Raw genomic sequence first — 24,570 nt, 5'->3', positions numbered from 1 at the left:
CAGTTTGCTCGCCAAACGAGCCACTCGGTCTAGAGCGCAAGATGCCCCAACGGCAGCGCCCCCGGCGTCTTCACGGTGTGAATCGCGAAGTTGCTGCGAATGTCGCTCACCCCCGGCAACTTCAACAGACACCCCGTGAGAAAGCGGTCATACGCCCGCAGATCCGGCACCACGACCTGCAGCAGAAAATCCGACTCGCCTGACACCAGAAACGCCGAAATCACCTCGGGCAATGCCGTGACCGCCTGGTAAAACGCCTCGGCCTGTTCCTCGTTGTGTCGCTCGACCTTGACCCCGACAAACACCGTCAGCCCCAACCCCACCTCATCGCGATCGAGATTGGCCTGATAGCCGCGAATCACTCCCGCCTCTTCCAGCATCCGCACCCGACGCAAGCACGGCGATGCCGAGAGGCCGATTTCATCCGCCAGTTCGACATTGCTCAGGCGTCCGTCCCTTTGCAGAGCGGCGAGAATCTTGCGATCAAAGGCGTCAAGTTTCATGTTTGGCAGATTCCGATAGTCATGTCGCTTAAAGCCAGCAGGTTATGCCAATTCCAAGCGCATTTGAAGCTGACTACGCAAGCACCTGCCCCACCCTTCGGCCCTAGACTGGCGTCACCGAATCGCCAATCAAAGGGGTGTAGCGTGGCAAGTCTCTGGCTGTTTTTCCTGGCATTGGCGGTGGTCTATTTGTTGCCCGGTCCGGACATGATCCTGTTGCTGCAGACCGGCGCCCGTCAGGGACGTGGCGCGGCACTGGCCACCGCAATAGGTCTGGCGATTGCCCGAAGCTGTCATGTGGCGTTGGCGGCGCTGGGGCTGGCGGCGCTGTTCAAGGCTGCGCCATGGACGTTCGAAGTGGTACGGCTGGCCGGGGCGGCGTATCTGTTGTGGATCGGCATTCAATGCCTGCGCAGCACGCTGGTGCCGAACCTGAATCCCAGCGACATTGCCGAGACTCGCGGGCAATGGCGTGAAGCGATACGACGCGGCCTGCTGACCAATCTGCTCAACCCCAAGGCGTTGCTGTTCTGCTCAGTGTTGTTGCCGCAATTCATCGTCGCCGACGGCGCACCGGTACTGAGCCAATTCGCCCTGCTCGGCGCGATGCTGGTCGGCGCAGGCTTGCTGTTCGACAGCGCCTACGCCCTGACCGGCGCCGCACTGGGCCGCTGGCTGCAACACAGTCCAACGGCTCAACGCGTGCAGCAATGGCTGTTCGGCGGTTTGTTGATCGGCTTCGCTGTGCGCCTGGCGTTTATCCAGCAGGCTTAGCCTTTGCGCCCCTTGCGCTGGCGCCGGGTGATCAGCAATAACGCGGCGCCGACACCCAACACAATCGCACCGATCTGCACCGGCCACTTGTACGGCCGCAAGGTGTCGCGCACGGCATCAGTCACCTGGGTGACGTAACGCTTATCGGCGTTCTCGAAGTCCGGGTATGGGCATTGATTGCCGAAATCCACAGCCCACGGCACGTACGGCCCTTCCTTCACATAACGCTGATACAGCGCGCTCAGATCGTCCGGGCTGCTGTTCCAACCGGCGGCGTTGCACAGCACGGCAGCAAACGCCTGACTGGTGTGCGGCAGATTATCGGCGGCTTTGCGGGCCAGTTCGGTGGCGACGAAACGGTAGTGATAACGCTGATCCGGTTGCGCTTCACTGGCTTTCTGACGTTGCAATTCGGCGTCACTTACCAGAGGACCGACTGTAAGTTCGGCCGTCTCCAGGCTGTAGTTGCCACCGAACGTGGCGTAGTCCGGGGCCATCTCGTAACCGAGGATATCCATGCCCCACTCGCGGGCCGTCCACGCTGCGTTGTACAGCGCACTGGCGCGCTTGGTCGGCCACCACGCGGCATCAGCCTTCATTCGTTGCTCGCCGTAGAGCCGGGCCTTGTTCTGCAGATCGGCACTGTCGAAATACCCGACCGCCTGCGCGTAATGGCCTTCGCGCAGCAAACGTCGACCGAGCAGATCGCGCAGGCGTGCAGCAACCGGCAGCGGCACATAGTTGTCACGTTCCTGCTGGGTCAGCGCCGGCGGGGCCGGTACGTTGTCATCGACATACTGTTTGAGTTCATCGACCGTCAGCACACGCTCAGCGACCGTCGCGGCATCAAACCAATAGAGGTCATTGCTGCGATACAACTGCACAAAGGCTTGCAGGTATTCGCCCCGTTGCAACGCCAGAATCGCACTCTCGCCCTCGACCCGGCATTTGGGCTGCACACTTTCATACGCCCAGTCCGGCGTGCGTCGATAACCCCAGTCTTCGCTCTGCGGAAAGGCCTGCGCCGCTTTGGCGTAGGCCGCGGCGGCAGCGTTTTTATCGCCATCACGTACCGCCAGTTTTGCCCGTAACCACCAGGCCAGTCCGCCATCGCCCGCGTTCTCGAGGAAGGCCTTGGCGCTGGCGTAATCACCCTGTTGATAATTCAGCGCCGCCAGCCGGTCGGCGTTTTCCAGGCTGCCACGCGTGCTGTTCTGCAGCAGTTTGATGAGTTTTTTCTCGTTCGGCGGTTGCTCATCAAATGACCAGCCGACGCGACTGATCAACGACGCCGTGACCAGTTGTTGCACCGCTTTGCGTTGCAGCAGCTTCGCCAACTCGGCTTCGGGCAACTCGGCCAGTTCATTCATCACCTGTTTCAGCGAGGTGTAACCCACGGCGGAACCGTGCAGGTTTTGCGCTTCATACAGTTCGATGGCGCCACTCCAATCGCCAGCGGTGCGCAACACCCGCGCCTCTTCACCAAGGCTGGCAACGCCCAGTTCCAGCGGGTCACTGAAGCCGTCGATGCTCATCTGCCGGGTTTGACGGAACGCTTGGCGCGATTGCTCAAGCGCCTGATCTGCGTCGTCCACCTCGCGGCTCATGGCAAACCAGGTGCGCCCCAAGGAGTACGCGGCCCACGTGCTGCGCAAGGGACGTTGATCGGCCGGCAGCGCCAGCAACTTGCCAAAATAGTCGACCGCCCGTTGATGATCGCCCGTGGCAAATGCCACCGCGCCCGCCACGTACAAACGCACTTCCGCCGGCAGGCTAGCGCCCTGCACCTCAACCTGACGCGCATCGGTCAGACCACGCAGTTGCTTGACCAGCGTTTGCTGTTCGGCGCTCAAGCCGGCCTGTTCGGCTTTATCGCGTGCCTCATTTGGCTCGCTCGCTTCACCGTACAGATCATTGGGATTGTGTGTGGCGGCGGTGACGTTTTTCAGCCCGGCGATGGTTTTGCCGAGGCGGCTGACCTCAAAGTTGAAGTTGCCTTCAGGCAGTTCCGCCAGCGTCTGCCCACGATTGTCGAGCAGGCGCATGGGGAAGTCCGGGCCGCAGGCCAGCGCCGAACCCAGCGGCAGGCTGAGGCTCAGGCAGAGCAGATGGCGGGGCCAGTTACGGGTCAACATGCGAACCTCCTTGATCAATAATTGCGCAACGCGCCCAACCGATGGCGCGCTGCCCGTCCGCAGGCAAGCGGCCGGCGCGCAAGCGGGTGAAGGTAAGCAGATCACGACTTTGTTGCAACGAGTATCCGGCGAGCGCATCGGCGCCTTCGCAGTCCCGGGCTTTAAGGGTGATGCGGGCGGGCCAGGCGCTGTCGAGGTTGCCGACATTGGCGAGGCTGATGTCGTAAAGGCCATTCTGTTCGCGGAGGCTCAAGCTGAGTTGGCTGTGCAGCGCATCACCCCGGGCAACGGCGCGCAGCGTGGTCAAGCTCCAGGCGCGGCGGTCGTTGGCCAGCGGCAAGCGAAACCAGATCAGCCCAGCCAGATGCGCAGGTGGGTCTTCACGCAATTGCTTGGCGAGTCGGCTCAATGGCACGGGATCGGCAAGCAATTCGCGGCGCTGACCGCCACGCTCAAGCGGCACTTCGCTTTCCACCACTGGCGCGCCACCGGCATCCGGCAACAGCGCCACCCCATAGGCCGGCAGCGCCAGATAGAACGGTTTTTCAGAGACGTTGCCCCAGGCTTGGGCCCAACGCTGCGCCTGCTCAGCGTCGAACAGACCGCGGCGCGGGTCACTGACGGCATGCACTTGCAATACGCTGCTGTCGACCGAGGCCAGCAATGTCGGCAGTTGTGCACTGTCGAGCCACGCCGGCAGCGCGGTCATGCTCAGGGGTAAAGACGCCGGCAGTGCCGAACGCAGATGACTGAGAAATTTCGCGTAGGCTGGCAGCCGCGCATTCCCGGCATCGTGGTCGATCTCCACGCCACTGAGGGTCAGGCCCAACGCCTGCCAATCATTGACCAGTTGAAGGATCTGCGCCGTAACCTGCTGTTGATCCAGCCCCTTGAGTTGGCCGTCGAGACGAATCACCGCGATCAACGCGCGCCCATCGCTCTTCAGCAACGCAGGATCAATACGTGCCCGGCTCCATCCGGCGTTCGGGAACGCTTGCAGCGCCAGCACCCGCAGGGTGGAAAAATCACCTCGGCTCTCGCGCAACGCCGCCTCATGGGCCGGCGTCCACTGGCGTTGCCAGACGTAGAGTTGTTGATCGAGCGGCGGCGTGTCCCGCTGTTCGCAAGCGGACAGCAAGATCAGTGCAACCAGAACCACAATAAACCGCATACCTTGCTCAATCCCTGACAACTCAAGGCTGCAAGGTTACACAAAACCCTGCGTCAAAAGGTTCAAGGCTTGCGGGCAATGATCACCTGACTTTTGGCCACCACCGCATCCAGTGCCTGCTTGATTTGTGCCCCTCGTGGCGAGTCCAGCACCGCTTGCCAGGTGTCGGCCCAGTGGTTGAGCAACGGATGATCCGGGTTACCGAAGTCGACTTTGGCCTCCCAGAACAACAACATCCACATCGACCAGTAAAAGCCGTACTGGCTGTGGCTGATGACTTCCAGCCCCGCCTCGCTGACCATCGCCTTGAATTGCGCTTCGCTGATGATGCGGATGTGATTGGGCTTCTGGAAATACTCTGCGGCGGCGATGTCTTTTTGCAGGTCTTCGGAGCTTGGGTGCGGCACGCTCAACAGGTACAGCGCGCCCGGCTTGCCGACGCGCACCAGCTCCGCAAGAAACTGCGCAGGGTCGTCGACGTGCTCGATGACTTCAGTCGACACCACGCGGGTTGCCGTAGCGTCGGCAATCGGTAGCGGGTTGCAGTCGGTGACGTGGCATTCGATGTCGCGTGCCGGGGTGTCGCTCAGGCGCTGACGGGTGGCCTCGACCTTGGCGCCGTCAATGTCGGCGATGATGATCTTCGCCCCGCGCATGCCACAGAAATGCACGTTGCCGCCGTCACCACAACCGACGTCCAACAGCGTGTCATCGGCCGTCACCGCAAAGCCCTTGAACAGCTCGCCGGTTTCCTGATTGAACCAGCCGCTGAGCATTGCATCGTGCAGGCCGAGCATGTACGGGTCGGTCTTCTCGGCGGCCGCAACAGGGGCCGGTGCAGGCGTCGACGCCGTCAGTTTCTTGAAAAGGCTCAGCATGAGGTGGCTCCAGTGGATGAGACGGCGGTTCGCGAGGTACCGAGGCGTTTGACGAACGCTGCGCCACGGTTGCGCATGGGCATTTCAATGAAACGGTAATTGAGTTCACTGAGCAGCACGATCAGGCCGAACGCCAGCAACAGCGCGATGATCGGGTGTCCGGCAGGACTCGGCAGGCCAGCGCTCTGCAAACGGAAGATCAGCTCACGCACCAGTTGATAGGCCGGAATATGGATCAGATAGATCCCGTAGGAACGGCTGCCGACCCATGCCAGAGAGCGCTGCACGCCCCCGACAGGCATCAGGTAATCACGGTTGTACGAGGCGATCCACACCAGCAGCGCGCCGAGCACAGCGATCGAACCGATGCGGTAATTGGCAAACGTGAAGCGGTCGGTGGCCATGAAGCTCAGCAACAAACTGATTACCAGCAGCGCGCAAATTCCCGCCCAGGGCCTGCGCAGAAACGTCGGTTCCCAGCGCTGATAACTCGGCTGTGCGCTCCACATCGCCAACAAGACGCCCAAGGCCAGGGCGTCGGTACGCACCACCATCAGCAGCGTGGTGCGCAGCGTGAAAAGCTGCACGGCGACCAGCGCCAGCAATGCCCACACCAGATGTTGACGACAGAGCACAATCAGCAGCGGGAACAGCAAGTAGAACTGCTCCTCCAGCGACAGGCTCCAGTAGACGAAACTGCTGCCGTATTCGTAATGAAAGAAGCTGTCGGCAAAGCGCAGGTTGGCGTATTGCAGCACCCCAGCCAGCGTCGCTTGCAGGTTGGCGTACAGCGTACCGAACGCCCCCGAGCGATTGAGAAGAACGCACGCCAGCAGCATCAGTGCCAGCCACAGCCAGGCTGAAGGCAATAAGCGAAAGGCACGGCGCAGCCAGAAATTCCGTGTCTGTACCCAGTATTCCTGACGGGTCGTGCAGACCCGCAGCGCCGGAATCAGGCTACGGGCTATGACGAATCCGGAGATGGCAAAAAAGAGATCGACGCCCCACCACGGTTGCGCCCAGCCATGGATTTTTTCCAGCAACGGCACCGAATCAGTGAACAGGCTGCCCTGTAAGTGATGAAACAGCACCCCGAGCACGGCGATGGCGCGCAGGACCTCAATGTCCATGATCCGTTTGCTGTTCATGATTCAGGAGCTTGCGCGACGCCAGCGCAGCGCTCAAACAACTGCGCAAGAAAGACCTGCAAACGCTGCTCGGCCACCGCCTGACTGCAAAACCCTTGCAGGCTGCTGACAGCTTGCGCCGACATCTGTGCATAGCGTGCCGGATCGTTTTTCGCCACGTCATAACTGGCTTTATAGGCTTGGCACAGTGACGCCCAGTTAGTCACGTAACGCAGCGTGCGGAACGCCTTGCGCGGATCGTGAGGCCAGGCCGTGAGTTCGTCGGTGGATTCGATCAGGAACGCATTATCGGCACTCAGGTAATCGATCATCGCCGTGGTACGCGGGGCCACCGCCGGTTTGCCACACGACATGAACTCCATCAGCGGCAGGCACTGGCCTTCGCCGTAGGAGGTATTCACGACATAGCGGGTCGCCTGCACCAGTCGCTCGTAGTCGGGATCGGCAAGGTAACCGTAGATCAGCACGATGCGGCAGCGATAAGACTGATTTTTGTACAGGTGATGGAGGATGTCGCTGAGTGCTTCTTTGGCATCGTGGTGGGTGAGTTTGAGCACCAGCGTGGCGTCGTCGACGTCGCGAAAACTCACGCAGAAAGCGCTGAGCATGTCTTCCCAGTTCTTTCGGCCATCGCCTGGATTGAACACCGAGGTATACACCACACCGTCGAGCACCAGCTCCTGCTCGGTAACCGGCGCGGCAAAATCGATGCCTTTGCCGCGGCGCAAAGGTTTGGGCCCGAACGCATTCAGATCAAGTACGCGGCTGTCGACCACCAGACCTTTGATCTTCAAGCGAAACGATTGCCCCTCGGGATGCCGCTGCAACGGCGTACCCCGCGCCGCGAAACGATCCCAGACTGGCGCCGGCACCGCGACGATAGGGTAAGCCGCGCCCATCGCCTCGCGCACTGCGTTGACCGTATAACTGGAGTGAGTGATCGCCGCCCCGCAGGCGTGCAGCACGGTACGCCAGTCGTTGCGCGGTTCATCGGCAAACGCTTCGTTGGGGATGGTGCTGAACTCCCAGGCAAACACCGGCAGGGTCGGACAGGCCAGTTGCACCGGCGTGCGGTGGGGCGGGGAAAACGACAGGAACACGCAAGGTTCGCCACGGCCCAGGCACTCGCGATAGAGCGCGTCGACTTCACGCGGCGGATCGGCAACCTCCACCACCCGTCCAAGCCGTTCAAGCACCGGACGGTATTCCTTGAGCACGAAGTAATAGCTGTACTCCGAACGCCCGAGATTTTGCGCGATGGTGTGCTGGTTGGTTTCCGAATGAATGATGATCAGCATGAGGCGTTATCCGTCACTGTCGCAGCATCGGCGACTGGCGCTACCGGCCCGAAAAAATCCGCCATGCGTTTTTGCACCGGGGCGAAGGCACAGTAATCGTGCATGCGTTGCACTGCAGCAGCAGACATGCGCTGATAATCCTGCGGCTGTGTCTTGGCCATCCGGTAGCTCTGTTCGTAAGCGTTTTTCAGCGATCCCCAATCAGGGCGGTAACGCAGAGTGCGGTAAATGATGCGCGTGTCCTGTGGCCAGATGGTCAGCTCTTCGCTGGACTTGACCACAAACGCTACCGCGTCATCGATGTAGTCTTCCATGGCCGTATGATCCGGTGCGATCACCGGTTTGCCGCTGGACATGAACTCCATCAATGGCAGGCACAAGCCTTCGCAGCGTGAGGCGTTGACGTAAAAACTGGCAGCCTTGTAGAGCCCGGCGTACTGCGCATCGTCCAGATAGCCGTGCATCACTACCACCCGGCAGGCGAACGGCGTGAGCTGGGCGAGCAACGTCATCAACTCGTTGTAGTAGGACGCCAGATCGTTCTGGGTGATCTTCAACACCAGTGTCGCGTCGCTCGTTTGGCGAAAGGCCCAGCAGAACGCGGTGACCAGATGATGCCAGTTCTTGCGACCATCCTTGGGGTTGAACACGCTGACGTAGACCACACCGTCGACATGGGTCTGGACCACTGATGTGGTGTCCGGCAAATCCACCGGCAGCGGTTCATCCACGGGCACCGCTTGCGGGCCGCAGACCACCGCAAAGCGCTGTTCGAGCCAGCCGTGAAGGTTGTCCGAGACCAGGTCGCGAATGCCTTCCCAATACCAGTTGTGCAGAAACTTCACCCGAGGCACCGGCTCTGCTTGCTCGCGACCCAGGTCTAGCGCCCACAGGCGCAGGTAATGCCGGGCGATGACCAAGCGCCGCTTGAAGGTCAGCGGTGGCGGGCGGGCGGCTTCAAGCGCGGCTTGCTCCTCAGGCGTCAGTGGTTTGGGGATCAACGCATCGGCAGACAGTTCGAGTGTGCGCGTATCGAAAATGCAGCCCTTGATCGCCAGCGTTGCACCCGGATTGACTGGCACAGGGACATGCTGCTGACGAACCTGCGCGTACTGCTCCCACAGCGGTGTCGGCAACACCAACACCGGAAAGTTTTCGCCCATGGCCCGGCGAATGGCCCGGGCAGTATGGCTCGACAGGGTGATGACCCGCCCCTGACGAGCGAGCATCTGCGTCCAGTCCTGTCGCGGATCGTTGTCCCACGACTCATCGGGGATCGAATCGAACTCCCACGCGACCACGCAAATCGTCGGGCATTGCAGGTCGACCGGGGTTTTCTGTGGCGGGGTGAATGACAGGAAAACGCTGTCTTCGCCGGCGGCGAGCCGTTGCCGATAAAGCGCATCGACGTCGGCAGTGGACGACACCACATGCACGCGCCCAAGGCTTTCCAGCACCGGGCGATAAGCCTTGAGCACGAAGTAGTAGCTGTATTCAGGACGCCCGAGGCTCTGGCTGATGGAGCTGTCGTTGACGTCCGAGTAGAGAATGAAATTCATGGCATCCCACGATGAAACTGCCGTCCTGGCCGCTTCATGCTATGACGACCAGGCGTTGGATCAAGTCGGCATCACCGAGACTTGTCCTTCGTCATCCAGCACGTCTTCGTTCTTGTTTTAGTGGTCGGTTTCACTCAGTTGCACACCCCTCTGGCGAACCTTGGGAGATGGCGACGAGGGGCATTCTAAACACATCCATCGCGGGTCCGGGAACCGCCCGGCGAGAATAAATCCAGCTACGCTAACGAGAACTGACCGGTCACGGTTTGGCCAGTTGAAATTGCTGCTCAATTGGCACAGATTGGTGCCAAACAACTACAACAACAGACTTCGCCTGTAGTCTTCCCGGTTTTTCCTCCGGTCTGACAGACCTTCCAACAAAGCCTGTAGGAAAGTGGCGCAAGTTCAAGACCAAGGGGTCGCTGTTTGAAAAAGCGTCTGTTCATCACGGGTCTCAGTGGATTCGTGGGACAACATATTCAGTCACGTCTGGCTTTGCCCGATTCATCGTGGGAGCTGCTGCCTGCCGCATCGCCCTACGACCTCACGAATGCGAACAGCCTTGTCGACCTGTGGCCGCAAATGCCCGATGCGGTGATTCATCTGGCCGGCCAGACCTTCGTCCCCGAAGCGTTCCGCGATCCGGCCCGCACCCTCGAAATCAATGTTTTCGGCACCCTCAACCTGCTGCAGGCGCTCAAGGCTCGTGGCTTCGCAGGCACTTTTCTGTATGTCAGTTCCGGCGACGTCTACGGCCAGGTGGGCGAAAGCGATCTGCCGATTACCGAGCAACACACCCCCTGCCCGCGCAACCCTTACGCCGTGAGCAAACTCTCGGCGGAGTTCCTCAGCCTGCAATGGGGCTTGAGCGAACACTGGCCGGTGCTGGTGGCGCGCCCGTTCAACCACATCGGCACCGGGCAGAAAGACAGCTTCGTCATCGCCAGCGCTGCACGCCAGATCAATCGCATCAAACAAGGCCTGCAAGCCCCGCAACTGGAAGTCGGCGATATCGACGTGACGCGTGATTTCCTTGATGTCGGCGACGTCGTATCGGCCTATTTCGCCCTGCTGGAAAAAGGCCAGCCGGGGCAGGTTTACAACATCTGCTCAGGGCGCGAGCAAAGCATTCGCAGCCTCATCGAACAGTTGGGCGATCTGGCCGAAGTCCAGATGCAACTGGTTCAGGACCCGGCGCGCATGCGTCGCGCCGATCAGCGCCGCGTTTGCGGCAGCCACGCAAAACTGGCCAAAACCACCGGATGGTCGCCAGTCATCACAACACAACAATCCCTGCGGGCGATCCTGTCCGACTGGGAGACGCGAGTACGACAAGAATGACAAAAAGTGCATTGATCACAGGGATCACCGGACAGGACGGCGCGTATCTGGCCAAGTTGCTGCTCGACAAGGGCTACAAGGTTTACGGCTTCGTGGCGCGCCGCAGCAGCGATTCGCGCTGGCGCTTGCGCGAGATGGGCGTCGAAGCCGACATCGTCTATCTGGACGGTGACATGGCCGATGCCTGCTCGGTGCAGCGTGCGGTTATCAAATCGGCGCCAGACGAAATCTACAACCTCGCCGCACAGAGTTTTGTCGCTGCCTCCTGGGATCAACCGGTGACCACCGGCATTGTCGATGGCCTCGGCGTCACGCATCTGCTCGAAGCGATCCGCCAGTTCAGCCCGCACACCCGCTTCTATCAGGCATCGACCAGCGAAATGTTCGGGCTGATCCAGGCTGAACAGCAGGACGAGAACACGCCGTTCTACCCGCGCAGTCCTTACGGCGTGGCCAAACTGTATGGCCACTGGATCACCGTCAACTACCGCGAAAGTTTCAATCTGCACGCCAGCAGCGGCATCCTCTTCAACCACGAATCACCGCTGCGCGGCATCGAGTTTGTTACCCGCAAGGTCACTGACGCTGCCGCCCGCATCAAGCAGGGCAAACAGCAGGCGCTGGCGCTGGGCAACATCGACGCCAAACGCGACTGGGGGTTTGCCGGCGACTACGTCGAGGCCATGTGGCTGATGCTGCAACAGGACAAGCCTGACGATTTCGTGGTCGCCACCGGTGTCACCACCACGGTGCGTGAAATGTGCCGCATCGCCTTCGATCACGTCGGCCTCAACTACCGCGATTACGTGAAGATCGACCCGGCGTTTTTCCGCCCGGCCGAAGTCGAAGTGCTGCTCGGCAACCCGGCCAAGGCTCAGCGCGTGCTGGGCTGGAAGCCGAAAACCGACCTGGACACCCTGATCCGCATGATGATGGATGCGGACATGAAACGCGTCGCCAAGGAGTAGGCCATGCTGATCCCCGTGATTCTGTCCGGCGGTGCCGGTACCCGTTTGTGGCCGGTGTCCCGCGAGGGCCATCCCAAGCCGTTCATGACCCTGCCCGACGGCCAGTCGCTGCTGGGCAAGACCTATCAGCGTGCAGCGGCGTTGCTGGACGGCTGGGGTGACATCGTCACGGTGACCAACCGCGAGTACTACTTCCAGAGCAAAGACCACTATGGCGCCGCCCACGTGTCGCGCCATCGCGGGCACTTTCTGCTGGAGCCGACCGGGCGCAACACGGCCCCGGCCATCGCAGCCGCCGCCCTGTCGCTGCAAGCGTTGCATGGCGACGAGGCTATCATGGTGGTAATGCCGGCCGACCATTTGATCGTCAATCAGGACGCGCTCAAGACGGCCGTCGAGCACGCGGTGAATCTGGCGAAGGACGGTTACCTGGTGACCTTCGGCGTGCTGCCGACCGCACCGGAAACCGGCTTCGGCTATATCGAAACCGGTGCGCCACTGGACGCCAAAGGCGCGGCCAAAGTGCAGCGCTTCGTGGAAAAACCCGACCTGCAAACCGCTACGCATTACCTGGAGAGCGGCAACTTCCTGTGGAACTCCGGCATGTTCTGCTTCACCACCGCTGCGGTAATCGCCGAGCTGCAACTGCACGCGCCGCAACTGCTGGAGCAGACCCGCGCCTGCATGGCCGCCAGCGTCCCGGTGGAGACCGTCGGCTGCCTGCAACAGGAACTGTCGCCTGCGCTGTTCGCTGAAATCACCGACATCTCCATCGACTACGCGTTGATGGAGCGCTCGGAAAAAGTCGTGGTCGTGCCTGCCGGTTTCGACTGGAGCGACATCGGTTCGTGGGGCGCCGTCGCGGCGCTGGTGCCGGCCGATGCCGACAACAACCGCGCCAGCGGCGAGGCAATCTTCATCGACAGCCACAACAACTTCGTCCAGAGCGAGGGCCGACTGGTCGCCGCCGTGGGGGTGGATAACCTTATTGTGGTCGACACCGCCGATGCCGTGCTGATCGCCCACGCCGACCGTGCACAGGATGTGCGGCGCGTCGCCAAGCAGCTCAAGGACAAATCCCACGAAGCCTATCGCCTGCACCGTACGGTCAGCCGTCCGTGGGGCACCTACACCGTCCTCGAGGAAGGCCCGCGCTTCAAGATCAAACGCATCGTGGTCAAACCCGGCGGCAAGCTGTCCCTGCAAATGCACCATCACCGCAACGAGCACTGGGTGGTGGTCGAAGGCATGGCCAAGGTCACCAATAATGGCTCCGGCACGACGCTGGTGGCCAAGAACGAATCGACGTTCATTGCCGCCGGCCACCGCCATCGCCTGGAAAATCCCGGGGTGATCGATCTGGTGATCATCGAAGTGCAAAGCGGCGAATACCTGGGAGAGGACGACATCGTTCGCTTCGAAGACCACTACGGCAGGACGGTTTGAATGCTGCTTTCCCTGTACCGCTCGCTGCACAGCTACCGCGGATTCATCCTCGGTAGCGTCAAGCGAGAGTTTCAAGCGCGCTATCGCAATTCGCTGTTCGGTGCGTTGTGGCCGATCTTCAACCCGTTGTCGATGATCGTCGTCTACACCGTGATCTTTTCCCACATCATGCGCGCGCGACTGCCGGGTGTGGACGACAGCATGGCCTACAGCGTCTACCTCTGCGCCGGGCTGCTGGCGTGGGGACTGTTTTCGGAAATCACCCTGCGCAGCCAGACCATGTTTCTGGACAACGCCAACCTGCTGAAGAAAATCAGCTTCCCGCGGATCTGCCTGCCAGTGATCGTGCTGATCAATGCCGGGATCAACTTCGCGATCATCATCGGTCTGTTTCTGGGCTTTCTGCTGGTCTCCGGGCGCTGGCCGGGCATGGCCTTGCTGGCGCTGTTGCCGCTGATCCTCCTGCAAATGATGTTCTGTGCCGGCCTGGGAATGGTGCTTGGCGTACTCAACGTGTTCTTTCGTGATGTCGGCCAGCTCTTCGCGATCTGCCTGCAATTCTGGTTCTGGCTCACACCGATCGTGTACCCGATCAGCATCCTTCCGGAATGGGTTCAGCGTCTGTTGCAGCTCAACCCGCTGACCAACCTGATTGCCAGCTATCAGAATCTGTTCCTTTACGGGCAGTGGCCGGTCTGGAGTTCGCTGCTGCCGATTTTCGTCGCGGGCGCGTTGTTGTGTGTCATCGGCCTGCGGCTGTTTCGCCAGCGCGTCGGCGAAATGGTGGATGAACTCTGATGGGGCATATCCGTGTGACCGGCCTGAGCAAGGCCTACAAGCAATACCCCAACCGCTGGGCGCGCCTGGCCGAGTGGCTGATTCCGTTCTCGCCTCTGCGCCATCATCAGCACTGGGTGCTGCGAGATGTCGAATTCGAGATCGCACCCGGCGAAGCGGTGGGCATTGTCGGCGCCAACGGTGCCGGCAAAAGTACCTTGTTGAAGATGATCACCGGCACCACGCAACCCACCGGGGGCAAGATCGAAATCGAAGGCCGGGTGGCGGCATTGCTGGAACTGGGCATGGGCTTTCACGCCGACTTTACCGGTCGCCAGAACGCGATCATGGCGGGGCAGTTGCTGGGCATGCAGCTTGAAGAAATCGAAGCGCTGATGCCTGAAATCGAGTACTTCGCCGAGATTGGCGAGGCCATCGACCACCCGGTGCGTACCTACTCCAGCGGCATGCAGATGCGCCTGGCGTTCAGCGTCGCCACCGCCCGCCGACCGGACATCCTGATCGTCGACGAAGCGCTGTCAGTGGGTGACGCCTACTTCCAGCACAAGAGCTTCGAGCGCATTCGCAGCTTTCGCAAGGCCGGCACCACCCTGTTGATCGTGTCTCACGATCGCTCAGCCATTCAATCGATCTGCGACTCGGCGATCCTGCTCAAGGATGGCCGCATGGCCATGTACGACAAACCGGAAGTGGTGCTCGATTATTACAACGCGTTGATGGCCGAACGCGAAGGCCAGGTCGTGCGTCAGGAAATGCTCGCCGGCGGCGAAGTGCAGACCGTGTCGGGTACCGGTGAGGCCGCCATTCTTGGCGTGCGTTTACTGAATGAACAGGATCACAGCATCGACGCCGCCGAAGTCGGTCAACCGGTGGTGCTGGAAGTCCAGGTTGAGGTGCGCAAGGACATTGAGCGGTTGGTGCTGGGCTTCATCCTCAAGGATCGTCTGGGCCAGATGATGTACGGCATCAACACCCATCGCCAGGACAAGGCACTGACCGATCTGCGTGCCGGCGAACGCTTCACCTACCGCTTTGCGTTCATCATGGGCCTGGGCAAGGGCAACTATTCGGTGTCGCTGAGCCTGTCGCGTCTGGACTCTCATCTGGATCGCAACTTCGAATGGCGGGACTACGGCCTGGTATTTCACGTCATCAACAATCGTCAGGAAGATTTCGTCGGCTGTTCGTGGCTCAACGCCCAAACCACGATTACCCGTCATACCGAAGCCAGACTTGCCGAGCGCGCGCCATGACCCGCTTGCTGGTGGAATGCACCCATGTGTTCAAACACCCGAAGGTCAACTCGGGCATCCAGCGGGTGGTGCGCAACGTCATCAAGCAATTGCCTTCGAGTGCCGAGGGCGTCGAATGCGTGCCAGTCATTGTGCTGCGCGGCCAACTCTATCGCGTACAGCACCTGGCACCTCTGGACACCCCGCTGTTCAACGCCTTGGCCAGTTTCGGCGAACGCCTGGAACGCATGGCCCATCGGTTCGGGCAATGGCATCAACGACTCGACGCCCAGTGCACAGCAAAACTGGCGCGACGCTCACTGTATGTCTCGTATCGCTTGACGGCCTTCGGTGTATTTGGCCTGCCGTTACGTTTTATCGGGGCGATCAATCGGACCCAACTGCCAAAACGCTGTTCACCCTTGCAGCATCAGACCGGCGACCAACTGGTGCTACTGGATTCGTCCTGGCATTCGGATTTTTTCATGGCTGTAGAGCGGCTCAAACGCGAGGGCGTCGGGATCATTGCGGTGATCTACGACCTGATCCCCCTGACCCATCCGCAGTTCTACGACACGCGGCTGGTGCGGGTTTTCAGTGAGTGGTTCGACTGGATCAGCCGAACCGCCGACGGCTACATGGCAATTTCCGCCACCGTGCGCGATCAAGTACGCGAAGAACTACAGCGCCGGATCGGTGCAGAACGCACCGACAAACACTGGTTCGATTACTTCCACCTCGGTTCCGAACTGGATCTGCACAGCGCCAAGGCCACCGTGGCCGCGTCCCTGCAACGGCTGTTCGCCAATCCTGAGCCGGTGTTTTTGATGGTCAGCACCATCGAACCGCGCAAGAACCACGAATACCTGCTCGACGCCTTCGACCGCGCCTGGGCCACCGGCTCGACCGCGCGGCTGTGCATTGCCGGGCGCATTGGCTGGAAGTGCGACGCCCTGCTCGCCCGGGTGCGCAATCATCCCGAGTTGAACCGGCGACTGTTCATGTTCAACGACCTGAACGACACCAGCCTGGAACACGCTTACGCCCACGCCAGTGCATTGGTGTTCCCCTCGTTCGTTGAAGGCTTCGGCCTGCCACTGGTGGAAGCCATGCAGCGCGGCTTGCCGGCGATGGGCAGTGACATTGCGGTGTTCCGCGAAATAGGCGGCGAGTTCATGGCGTACTTCGATCTGCAGGAACCGCAAAGCCTCGCCGACCTGATCAACACCTTCCAGCGCAGCGGACAGTTCCCCGCCGCCCGCGACGTGGCCGATTGGCAATGGATCGGTTGGCGCGAAGCCAGCGCGCAACTGGCCGAACGCAGCGTGCGCAATGTGCAGCAGGCGCCAGCGGCGCAAGCGAGGCGACATGCGCATTGCCCTTAACGCACGGATTCTCCAGGCGCCGCGCACCGGTATCGGCCATTACGTCGCCGAACTGGTCAACGCCTTGCGCAACGAACCCGATGTTGAAGTGACGTTGTTTCACGGCTGGGGCTGGAGTTCAGCGCTGCCGGAAGCGACCATGCCCGGCTATTCGCGGTTGACGCCACTGCTGCGGCAGATTCCCGGGGCTTATCAGGCGCGCCGCTGGCTTGAACAAAAACGCTTCGATCAGGGCCGCACCCAAGGCATCGACCTGTATCACGAGCCGAGCCTGTGGCCCCTGGCCTTCGACGGTCCGACCGTGATCACGCTACACGACCTGACGCACCTGCATTTTCCCGACACTCAGCCGCCCGCGCGACTCAAGGAAATCGAACGGCGACTGGCGGCTGGCGTACAGCAAGCGCGGCTGATTCTGACCGACTCGCAGGCCATTGCCGACGAAGCCCAGGAACATTTCGGGCTGCCGGCCGAGCGTTTTATCGTGGCGCCGCTGGGTGTCTGCGAGCGTTTCCATCCGCGTGAGGCGCACACCCTCGACGCCGTGCTCAAGGCCCATGCGGTCGAGGTGCGTGAATACTTCCTGTGTGTCGGCACTCTGGAGCCGCGCAAAAACCTGAGCCTGGCTCTGCGCGCCCATGCCCTGCTGCCGAACGCCGTGCGTGAACGTTTTCCGCTGCTGATCGTCGGCATGGCCGGCTGGCAGCGTGAACAGTTCAGCGACGAACTGCGTCAGGCACTGGCCAGCGGGCATGTGTGCCTGCTCGGTTATCTGCCCGATGAACAAGTCGCGCAATTGTTGGCCGGCGCCCGGGCGCTGATTTTTCCGTCGCGGTACGAAGGCTTCGGCCTTCCTGTGCTGGAAGCGATGGCCAGCGGCACGCCGGTGGTGGTCACCCGCGCTTCGGCGATGCCGGAAGTGGCGGGCGCTGCCGGCAACTATATTGAAGCTGACGATGCAGACGGCTTGCGTGACGTGATGAGCCGACTGATCGACGATCAAGCACATTGGCAGGCATGCCGAGAAGCCGGATTACAGCAGTCACGGCTTTTTTCCTGGGAACGTTGTGCACAGGCTACGGCCGGTGCCTACCGCCAGGCCATGGGAGGTTGAATGCGAGTTCTTCATTTTTTCAAGACGTACCTGCCTGATTCGGTCGGCGGCATCGAGCAAGTGATCTTCCAGCTGTGCGAAAGTGGTGCCCAACACGGTGTCGACGGCCAGGTGCTGACGCTCAGCGCCGACCCGAATCCGCCGGTGGTGCAACTGGGTCAGCACGAAGTGCACCGCGCCAAACTCGACATCCAGTTCGCCTCAACCGGGTTTTCCTGGAGCGTGTTCAAGCAGTTTCGCGAAATGGCCGCCGAGGCGGACGTGGTCAATTACCACTTCCCGTGGCCGTTCATGGACCTGGTGCATTTCGCCAGCGCCATCAAGAAACCCAGCGTGGTCACCTACCACTCGGACATCATTCGTCAAAAACACCTGCTCAAACTCTACCGGCCACTGATGAACCGCTTCCTCGCCAGTGCCGACCGTATTGTCGCGGCCTCGCCCAATTACCTGCACACCAGCGATGTCCTGCAGCAGTTTCAGGACAAGACCCGGGTGATTCCCTACGGCTTGAACAAAGCAGGTTATCCACAGGCGGACAGTGAGCGGATGAACCACTGGCGGCAAAAGCTTGGGGATAAGTTTTTCCTGTTCGTCGGGGTGATGCGCTATTACAAAGGCCTGCACATCCTGCTCGACGCCATGAAAGATGTGGACTATCCGGTGGTCATCGTCGGCGCCGGGCCGCTGGAGCAGGCACTGCACGCCCAGGCAGCAGCGCTGGGGCTGCGTAACATTCATTTCCTCGGACGCCTTGGGGATGAGGACAAGGTCGCACTGCTGCAATTGAGCTACACGATTGTCTTCCCGTCGCACCTGCGCTCCGAAGCGTTCGGCATCTCGCTGCTGGAAGGCGCGATGTACGGAAAACCGATGATCTCCAGCGAGATCGGCACCGGCACCAGCTACATCAATATCCACAACGAGACGGGACTGGTGGTGCCGCCAAGTCATCCACAGGCATTTCGCGAGGCGATGCGCACCCTGTGGGAAAACCCGCTGCGCGCTGCAGAGATGGGAGTGAAGGCGCAGGCCCGTTACCGGCAGTTATTCACAGCCGATGAAATGGGCCGCAAGTGGACAGCGCTTTATCAGGAACTGCTGGAAGAAAAATCGCTGTCCTACGCCTGACTTTCGCTTGAAACATGTCTCCTCGGTGGCGAATGGAGGATCGGGTTTAAAGATCCAGCACCAGCGGTTGCTCGCTCTGCGCCGGCACCGCACAGCAAATCAGCACCTGTCCCTCTTCCGGGATATCGGCGGGGGGCTGTGGATAATTCACCGCACCGCTGACCAACCGGGTCTTGCAGGTACCGCACGAACCACCACGGCAACTGAATTCCGGACGCAATCCGCGACTTTCCGCCAGCTCCAGCAAACTGCCACCGTCCGGTTGCCAACGGGCCTCCTTGGCCGAGCGTTCGAACACCACGGGCACGGAGGTGGTGGCGGCCGGGGGCTGCTCAATCGTGATGGCGTCCGCATCGGCACGCCGCTTAAGGGTCGAAGGGCCGAAAGTCTCGGCGTGGATCTGCGCATCGCGCACGTCCAGTTCGCGCAAGCTGTCGTACAGACCTTGGGTGAAAGCGCCGGGGCCACACAGAACAAAGTCGATCTGATCGTAATCCTCGACCGCCAGCAGATTCCTCAGCACCGCGTCATCGATGCGCCCGTGCAGGTCAAAATCTTCACCTTCGTGTGCATCCTCTTCCGGCTGACTGAGCAAACGCAGAACCCGCACCGCATCGCCCGCACTGTCCAACAAACGGTCCAGTTCCTTGCGAAACGGTTGATCGGCCAGGCTGCGCGAACTCTGCAGCAACCACGTCGGACGAATCCTGCGCGTGCGCAAACCTTGATAAACCACTTCGCGCAGCATCGACAGCAGCGGCGTAATGCCGACCCCGGCCGCCAACAGCACCAGCGGCCGGCGTTCCAGCGGCGCCACGGTGAAATGCCCTTGCGGCGCTCGCGCCTCCAACACGTCACCCACCTGGATCTGCTCATGCAAATGGCTCGACACGCGGCCTTCGCGCTTCACACTGATCCGGTAAAAACCATCCGATGGCGCACTCGACAGGCTGTAAGTGCGGATGTGCACCTCGCCATCGAGAGTAAAACGCAGCGGTAGATGCTGACCCGCGAGAAACACCGGCAAACCGGCGCCATCGTCCGGCTCCAGGTAAATGGAGCGGATGTTGCGACTTTCTGCCTCGATCTTCGCCACCCGCAGCGGCCGCCAACGGTTACCCAACGCCTGTGCCTGCAAACGGGCATCGGCCTCGGCCCAGTTGCCGGTCAGCAGACTGGTGGGCGACATGCCATCGAAGCGCCAGCGCAAGGCCAGCGCTGCCGGGCGCCGCACCAGTTTTTCCACATCAAATGTCCACAGCCGTTCGGCCCCCTGGAAAGCCTCGATCTGTGGCCCATCGAGGACGATTTCCGTACGGCCGCTCAGGTGCAGCAAATCGCCTGTGGAAAAGTCGATGAACAGCAAGCCAGCCTTGGGGTTGAGCAGCAGATTGCCGAGGGTGTTGAAGTGCAGGTTGCCGGCAAAATCCGGGATGGTCAGACGATTGCCTTCTACGCGTACGAAACCGGCCTGACCGCCACGGTGGGAAACGTCCACTGATCGCTGGCCATCGACATCGACGTAACTGGCGATAAAGAACGTGTCGGCGCTGGCGATCAACGCGGCACCCGCGTCGTCCAGCGCATCCAGATGCCGCGCCGGCCGCGACGCGGGATCAGTCAGCGGCACCCGCTGAAACTGGCGCAACTGAATGTACTGCGGGCAGTTGCCGAAGGCCTGATCCACCGTCACGTCGAAACCGCTCGCCTCAAGATTAGTGACATGACCATTGAGCCGGTTGCGCCGACGGGTGTGCAACTCGATGCCGAGCAAACCGACCGGCTCTCCATGACGAATCGGCGCCGGATCATCATCGGCGGGCAGGCTGGCAAATTGCAGGCGCTGCGGATCGGGCGAATGGGCGAACCCCGGCGCACCTTCCAGCACGCTGGCCCAAGGACGCCCCTCGGCATCCACTGCGCCGTACAACATGAACGGCAATTGCTGATAGAACTCACGGTGCTGGTCCGGCATCCAGGTACGAATGACCTTACGCCCGAATGCTTCCATGCGCTCGGCCACCCCCACATGCTCTTGCAGTTGCCGCTCGCCCGCGTGCCAAGGTGAACGTTCCATCACGACCTCTCCTCTGCCCCTGCGGCGCAGTGTGGATGATGAGCATCAGACTGCGGTTTGCAGACCGGCGACGGTGCGCGGCATGCCGACAAAACCGGGCAGTGCTTCGACCCGAGCCAGCCAGGCGCGCACGTTGCCATAGTCATCCAGCGACACGTTGCCTTCCGGCGCGTGGGCAATGTAGCTGTAGGCCGACACGTCGGCGATGGTCGGCTCGCTGCCCGCCAGATACGGTGTGTTGCCCAGTTCGACTTCCATCACCTTGAGCAGGTTGTGCGCACGGGCAATCACTTCTTCAGCATTGAGTTTCGCCCCGAACACCGTGATCAACCGTGCTGCCGCCGGGCCAAAGGCGATTGGCCCGGCGGCTGCCGACAACCAGCGCTGCACCCGTGCGGCGCCCAGCGGATCGCTTGGCAGCCAGCGGCCATTGCCATATTTCTGCGCCAGATACACCAGAATCGCGTTGGAATCAGCCAACACCACGCCATTGTCATCAATGGCCGGTACCTGACCGAAACTGTTGATCGCCAGATACGCCGGCTGTTTGTGCTCGCCTTTGGCCAGATCGACGAAGATCAGTTCGGTCGGCAGTTGCAACAGCGACAGCATCAGCTCAACCCGGTGGGCGTGGCCGGAACGAGGGAAGTTGTAGAGTTTGATCGGTTGCATGGTCGACTCCGCTGGATGATCGCACCGCCCAAGGGTGGCAGCGCTGATGGAGCCCATCTTCTACCTATCCTTGAAGCAACAGAATCACCAGCATTTGCAATCGATTATTTCTTCTCATGCAATAAAGCGGCATTTTTCAGCCCCGGATGCTCACGCAGAGCATTTACCGTGAAATCAACAAAACTGCGCACCCGCGCCGGCGCCTTGCGCCCGCCCTGATACACCACATGAATCGGCAGCGGCGGCAGTTCGAAGTCAGCGAGGACGATTTCCAGTTCGCCGGCCGCGACCTTGTTCGCCACTTGATAGGAAAGCACCCGGGTCAGCCCCAGTCCCAGACACGCGGCCGTGATCGCAGCCTGATTGGCGGTGACTACCAGACGCGGCTCCGGGCGCACGATCAATGGTTCGCCCTGTTCGAGAAACGGCCAGGTGCGTATCTGGCCGGTGGCCGAAGTCGCCACCACGGGCAAACCGGCCAACGCCTGAGGATGCGTGGGGCGGCCGTGATCGGCCAGGTATTGCGGCGAACCGCAAACCACCCGCCGAACCTCGCCCACGCGAATCGCATGCTGATTGCTGTCCGCCAGTTCACCGATGCGCACCGCGACATCGATACCCTCCTCAACCATGCTCACCACCCGATCGAGCAACAGGGCATTGATCGAAACGTCCGGATACTGCGCCAGATAACCGGCCATCACCGGCGTGACAAACAACTCGCCAAACAACACCGGCGCCGTCACCGTCAATTGCCCACGGGGCTGGGCGTGACTGCCGGCAGCCGAATCCTCGGCTTCCTGCACCTCGGCGAGAATTCTGCGACAGTCCTCCAGATAACGTTGCCCCGCCTCGCTCAAATGCACGCTGCGCGTGGTTCGAATCAGCAATTGCGTACCGATGCGCTGCTCCAGTGCGGCCACAGCACGGGTGACGCTGGCGGCGGACAGGCCCAGATGCCGTGCGGCGGCGGCAAAGCCTTGCTCCTTGGCGACGGCGGCAAAGACTTGCATTTCCTGGAAGCGATCCATGGATACCCTCGAATCAGATACAAAAATCGCAGCCGAAGCTGCGATTTTTTGGGGTCGAACTCAGCTGTGGATAACTTATTCCACCGTTACCGACTTCGCCAGGTTACGCGGCTGATCCACGTCCGTGCCCTTGAGCACAGCAACGTAGTACGACAGCAGTTGTAGCGGAATGGTGTAGAGGATTGGCGACAGGATGTCGTGGATGTGCGGCATCTGCACGACGTGGGTGCCTTCGCCGTTGGTCATCCCGGCTTTTTCGTCGGCGAACACGACCAGTTCGCCACCACGCGCACGCACTTCCTGCAGGTTGGACTTAAGCTTCTCCAGCAGTTCGTTGTTCGGCGCTACGGTGACCACCGGCATGTCGTTATCCACAAGCGCGAGCGGGCCGTGCTTCAGCTCTCCGGCTGGATAGGCTTCGGCGTGGATGTAGGAGATCTCCTTGAGTTTCAAGGCGCCTTCCATCGCGACCGGGAATTGCGCACCGCGACCGAGGAACAAGGTATGGTTCTTCTCGGCGAACAGTTCGGCGACTTTCTCGACCGTGCTGTCCATCGCCAGGGCTTCGCCCAGGCGGGTTGGCAGGCGACGCAGTTCTTCCACCAGCGTGGCTTCAATGCCTTTGGCCAGCGTGCCGCGCACTTGGCCCAGCGAAAGGGTCAGCAGCAACAGACCGACCAATTGCGTGGTGAAGGCTTTGGTCGAGGCGACACCGATTTCGCGCCCGGCCTGGGTCAGCAGGGTCAGGTCGGATTCGCGTACCAGCGAACTGATGCCGACGTTGCAGATCGCCAGGCTGGCGAGAAAGCCCAGCTCTTTGGCGTTGCGCAGCGCGGCCAGGGTGTCGGCGGTTTCGCCGGACTGCGAGATCGTGACAAACAAGGTATCTGGCTGCACCACCACTTTGCGGTAGCGGAACTCGCTGGCGACTTCGACCTGGCAAGGGATACCAGCCAGTTCTTCGAGCCAGTAACGCGCAACCATACCCGCGTGGTAACTGGTGCCGCAGGCCACGATCTGCACATTGCGTACTTTGGCGAACAGTTCGGCCGCTTGCGGGCCGAATGCCTGTACCAGCACTTGATCATTGCTCAGACGACCTTCGAGGGTGCGCTGAACAACGGTCGGCTGCTCGTGGATTTCCTTGAGCATGTAGTGACGGAACTCACCCTTGTCCGCTGCTTCGGCACCGTCGCTGTACTGCACGGTCTGGCGCTCGACAGCGTTGCCCTGAACATCCCAGATCTGCACGTTATCACGACGAATTTCGGCGATATCGCCCTCTTCCAGGTACATGAAGCGGTCTGTGACCTGGCGCAACGCCAGTTGATCGGAAGCGAGGAAGTTCTCGCCCAGACCCAGACCGATCACCAGTGGACTGCCACTGCGGGCGGCGACCAGACAATCCGGTTGCTTGGCATTGATCACTGCCAGACCGTAAGCACCGTGCAGTTCTTTAACAGTGGCTTTGAGGGCGCCGGTCAGGTCAGGTTGCTCCTTGAGCTTTTCGCTGAGCAGGTGGGCAATGACTTCAGTGTCAGTGTCCGAAGTAAACACGTAACCCAGCGCTTTGAGTTGTTCACGCAGAGCTTCGTGGTTTTCGATGATGCCGTTGTGCACCACCGCGATGTCACCGGAGAAATGCGGGTGGGCGTTGCGTTCACACGGTGCGCCGTGGGTTGCCCAACGGGTGTGGGCAATTCCGAGACGGCCGATCAGTGGATGCTCAGCCAACGCGGTTTCGAGTTCGCTGACTTTGCCCGGGCGACGCATGCGCTCCAGGGTTTCGTCGTTGGTGTAGACCGCTACACCTGCGCTGTCATAGCCACGGTATTCGAGGCGCTTGAGGCCTTCGAGCAGGATGGCGGTGATATTACGTTCAGCCACTGCGCCGACAATTCCACACATG

20 protein-coding genes are annotated in these 24,570 nt (G+C 61.0%); 9 read left to right on the top strand and 11 right to left on the bottom strand.

Going from position 1 to position 24,570, the window contains the following annotated elements:
- Positions 1-29: 29 nt before the first annotated feature.
- Entirely contained in the window at positions 30-503 is a 474-nt protein-coding gene (locus AACY02_RS07875; RefSeq protein WP_221731842.1) for an Lrp/AsnC family transcriptional regulator, read from the bottom strand.
- A gap of 144 nt (positions 504-647) precedes the next feature.
- Between AACY02_RS07875 and AACY02_RS07870 the strand changes: the two genes are divergently transcribed.
- The gene (locus tag AACY02_RS07870; RefSeq protein WP_339431455.1) at positions 648-1,277 is read left to right on the top strand and encodes a LysE family translocator; all 630 of its coding nucleotides are present in this window, start codon (positions 648-650) and stop codon (positions 1,275-1,277) included.
- Here AACY02_RS07870 and AACY02_RS07865 read toward each other — a convergent pair.
- The 6 genes from AACY02_RS07865 to AACY02_RS07840 all read right to left on the bottom strand — a co-directional run bounded on the left by AACY02_RS07865 (position 1,274) and on the right by AACY02_RS07840 (position 9,466).
- Complete coding sequence (locus AACY02_RS07865; protein WP_339431454.1) at positions 1,274-3,412, bottom strand: hypothetical protein; 2,139 nt, start codon at positions 3,410-3,412, stop codon at positions 1,274-1,276. The two genes, AACY02_RS07870 and AACY02_RS07865, sit on opposite strands and share 4 nt — an antisense overlap.
- Entirely contained in the window at positions 3,399-4,583 is a 1,185-nt protein-coding gene (locus AACY02_RS07860) for a DUF3142 domain-containing protein (protein ID WP_339431453.1), read from the bottom strand. Before AACY02_RS07860 ends, AACY02_RS07865 begins: the two co-directional genes overlap by 14 nt.
- Before the next feature lie 62 nt (positions 4,584-4,645).
- Positions 4,646-5,461: a class I SAM-dependent methyltransferase gene (locus AACY02_RS07855; protein WP_339431452.1), complete on the bottom strand. Its 816-nt coding sequence runs from the start codon at positions 5,459-5,461 to the stop codon at positions 4,646-4,648.
- On the bottom strand, positions 5,455-6,609 hold the full coding sequence (locus tag AACY02_RS07850; protein ID WP_339431451.1) for an acyltransferase family protein: 1,155 nt from the start codon (positions 6,607-6,609) through the stop codon (positions 5,455-5,457). The genes AACY02_RS07855 and AACY02_RS07850 overlap by 7 nt, the downstream gene beginning before the upstream one ends.
- Positions 6,606-7,907, bottom strand: a complete 1,302-nt coding sequence (locus tag AACY02_RS07845; RefSeq protein ID WP_339431450.1) for a glycosyltransferase — start codon at positions 7,905-7,907, stop codon at positions 6,606-6,608. Before AACY02_RS07845 ends, AACY02_RS07850 begins: the two co-directional genes overlap by 4 nt.
- Entirely contained in the window at positions 7,901-9,466 is a 1,566-nt protein-coding gene (locus AACY02_RS07840; RefSeq protein ID WP_339431449.1) for a glycosyltransferase, read from the bottom strand. Before AACY02_RS07840 ends, AACY02_RS07845 begins: the two co-directional genes overlap by 7 nt.
- A gap of 426 nt (positions 9,467-9,892) precedes the next feature.
- Here AACY02_RS07840 and AACY02_RS07835 point away from each other — a divergent pair, with 426 nt between their 5' ends.
- The 8 genes from AACY02_RS07835 to AACY02_RS07800 are packed head-to-tail and all read left to right on the top strand — an operon-like array spanning position 9,893 to position 18,881.
- Complete coding sequence (locus tag AACY02_RS07835; protein WP_339431448.1) at positions 9,893-10,807, top strand: GDP-mannose 4,6-dehydratase; 915 nt, start codon at positions 9,893-9,895, stop codon at positions 10,805-10,807.
- Entirely contained in the window at positions 10,804-11,775 is a 972-nt protein-coding gene (gene gmd / locus AACY02_RS07830; RefSeq protein ID WP_339431447.1) for a GDP-mannose 4,6-dehydratase, read from the top strand. The genes AACY02_RS07835 and gmd overlap by 4 nt, the downstream gene beginning before the upstream one ends.
- A gap of 3 nt (positions 11,776-11,778) precedes the next feature.
- On the top strand, positions 11,779-13,221 hold the full coding sequence (locus AACY02_RS07825) for a mannose-1-phosphate guanylyltransferase/mannose-6-phosphate isomerase (protein WP_339431446.1): 1,443 nt from the start codon (positions 11,779-11,781) through the stop codon (positions 13,219-13,221).
- Positions 13,222-14,019 (top strand): ABC transporter permease, encoded by a 798-nt coding sequence (locus tag AACY02_RS07820; RefSeq protein ID WP_339431445.1) that lies wholly within the window; start codon positions 13,222-13,224, stop codon positions 14,017-14,019.
- Positions 14,019-15,272, top strand: a complete 1,254-nt coding sequence (locus AACY02_RS07815) for an ABC transporter ATP-binding protein (protein ID WP_339431444.1) — start codon at positions 14,019-14,021, stop codon at positions 15,270-15,272. Before AACY02_RS07820 ends, AACY02_RS07815 begins: the two co-directional genes overlap by 1 nt.
- Positions 15,269-16,636 (top strand): glycosyltransferase family 4 protein, encoded by a 1,368-nt coding sequence (locus tag AACY02_RS07810; protein WP_339431443.1) that lies wholly within the window; start codon positions 15,269-15,271, stop codon positions 16,634-16,636. The genes AACY02_RS07815 and AACY02_RS07810 overlap by 4 nt, the downstream gene beginning before the upstream one ends.
- A complete protein-coding gene (locus AACY02_RS07805; RefSeq protein ID WP_339431442.1) occupies positions 16,620-17,750 on the top strand; it encodes a glycosyltransferase family 4 protein in 1,131 nt (376 codons plus the stop codon). The genes AACY02_RS07810 and AACY02_RS07805 overlap by 17 nt, the downstream gene beginning before the upstream one ends.
- Positions 17,751-18,881, top strand: coding sequence for a glycosyltransferase family 4 protein (locus AACY02_RS07800; RefSeq protein WP_339431441.1), 1,131 nt, complete (start codon positions 17,751-17,753; stop codon positions 18,879-18,881).
- Positions 18,882-18,927: 46 nt separating this feature from the next.
- Here the strand turns inward: AACY02_RS07800 and AACY02_RS07795 are convergent, their stop codons facing one another.
- The 4 genes from AACY02_RS07795 to glmS all read right to left on the bottom strand — a co-directional run bounded on the left by AACY02_RS07795 (position 18,928) and on the right by glmS (position 24,569).
- A complete protein-coding gene (locus tag AACY02_RS07795; protein WP_339431440.1) occupies positions 18,928-20,958 on the bottom strand; it encodes a pyridoxamine 5'-phosphate oxidase family protein in 2,031 nt (676 codons plus the stop codon).
- 45 nt (positions 20,959-21,003) lie between these two features.
- A complete protein-coding gene (locus AACY02_RS07790) occupies positions 21,004-21,630 on the bottom strand; it encodes a glutathione S-transferase family protein (protein WP_339431439.1) in 627 nt (208 codons plus the stop codon).
- Between the two features lie 104 nt (positions 21,631-21,734).
- The gene (locus tag AACY02_RS07785) at positions 21,735-22,661 is read right to left on the bottom strand and encodes a LysR family transcriptional regulator (protein ID WP_339431438.1); all 927 of its coding nucleotides are present in this window, start codon (positions 22,659-22,661) and stop codon (positions 21,735-21,737) included.
- A gap of 75 nt (positions 22,662-22,736) precedes the next feature.
- A complete protein-coding gene (gene glmS, locus AACY02_RS07780) occupies positions 22,737-24,569 on the bottom strand; it encodes a glutamine--fructose-6-phosphate transaminase (isomerizing) (RefSeq protein WP_339431437.1) in 1,833 nt (610 codons plus the stop codon).
- Position 24,570: the final 1 nt, after the last annotated feature.

The organism is Pseudomonas sp. EA_65y_Pfl2_P78 (genome assembly GCF_963970495.1).
Classification (GTDB): domain Bacteria; phylum Pseudomonadota; class Gammaproteobacteria; order Pseudomonadales; family Pseudomonadaceae; genus Aquipseudomonas; species Aquipseudomonas baetica_A.
The sequence above is the reverse complement of the archived record's forward strand: the minus strand, read 5'-3'. Positions and strand labels throughout refer to the sequence as shown.

Excerpts from the sequence above, each read along its gene's own strand:
- AACY02_RS07875 (WP_221731842.1), bottom strand. The coding sequence starts at position 503 with ATGAAACTTGACGCCTTTGATCGCAAGATTCTCGCCGCTCTGCAAAGG.
- AACY02_RS07865 (WP_339431454.1), bottom strand. The coding sequence starts at position 3,412 with ATGTTGACCCGTAACTGGCCCCGCCATCTGCTCTGCCTGAGCCTCAGC.
- AACY02_RS07860 (WP_339431453.1), bottom strand. The coding sequence starts at position 4,583 with ATGCGGTTTATTGTGGTTCTGGTTGCACTGATCTTGCTGTCCGCTTGC.
- AACY02_RS07855 (WP_339431452.1), bottom strand. The coding sequence starts at position 5,461 with ATGCTGAGCCTTTTCAAGAAACTGACGGCGTCGACGCCTGCACCGGCC.
- AACY02_RS07850 (WP_339431451.1), bottom strand. The coding sequence starts at position 6,609 with ATGAACAGCAAACGGATCATGGACATTGAGGTCCTGCGCGCCATCGCC.
- AACY02_RS07845 (WP_339431450.1), bottom strand. The coding sequence starts at position 7,907 with ATGCTGATCATCATTCATTCGGAAACCAACCAGCACACCATCGCGCAA.
- AACY02_RS07840 (WP_339431449.1), bottom strand. The coding sequence starts at position 9,466 with ATGAATTTCATTCTCTACTCGGACGTCAACGACAGCTCCATCAGCCAG.
- gmd (WP_339431447.1), top strand. The coding sequence starts at position 10,804 with ATGACAAAAAGTGCATTGATCACAGGGATCACCGGACAGGACGGCGCG.
- AACY02_RS07825 (WP_339431446.1), top strand. The coding sequence starts at position 11,779 with ATGCTGATCCCCGTGATTCTGTCCGGCGGTGCCGGTACCCGTTTGTGG.
- AACY02_RS07820 (WP_339431445.1), top strand. The coding sequence starts at position 13,222 with ATGCTGCTTTCCCTGTACCGCTCGCTGCACAGCTACCGCGGATTCATC.
- AACY02_RS07815 (WP_339431444.1), top strand. The coding sequence starts at position 14,019 with ATGGGGCATATCCGTGTGACCGGCCTGAGCAAGGCCTACAAGCAATAC.
- AACY02_RS07810 (WP_339431443.1), top strand. The coding sequence starts at position 15,269 with ATGACCCGCTTGCTGGTGGAATGCACCCATGTGTTCAAACACCCGAAG.
- AACY02_RS07805 (WP_339431442.1), top strand. The coding sequence starts at position 16,620 with ATGCGCATTGCCCTTAACGCACGGATTCTCCAGGCGCCGCGCACCGGT.
- AACY02_RS07800 (WP_339431441.1), top strand. The coding sequence starts at position 17,751 with ATGCGAGTTCTTCATTTTTTCAAGACGTACCTGCCTGATTCGGTCGGC.
- AACY02_RS07795 (WP_339431440.1), bottom strand. The coding sequence starts at position 20,958 with ATGGAACGTTCACCTTGGCACGCGGGCGAGCGGCAACTGCAAGAGCAT.
- AACY02_RS07790 (WP_339431439.1), bottom strand. The coding sequence starts at position 21,630 with ATGCAACCGATCAAACTCTACAACTTCCCTCGTTCCGGCCACGCCCAC.
- AACY02_RS07785 (WP_339431438.1), bottom strand. The coding sequence starts at position 22,661 with ATGGATCGCTTCCAGGAAATGCAAGTCTTTGCCGCCGTCGCCAAGGAG.
- glmS (WP_339431437.1), bottom strand. The coding sequence starts at position 24,569 with ATGTGTGGAATTGTCGGCGCAGTGGCTGAACGTAATATCACCGCCATC.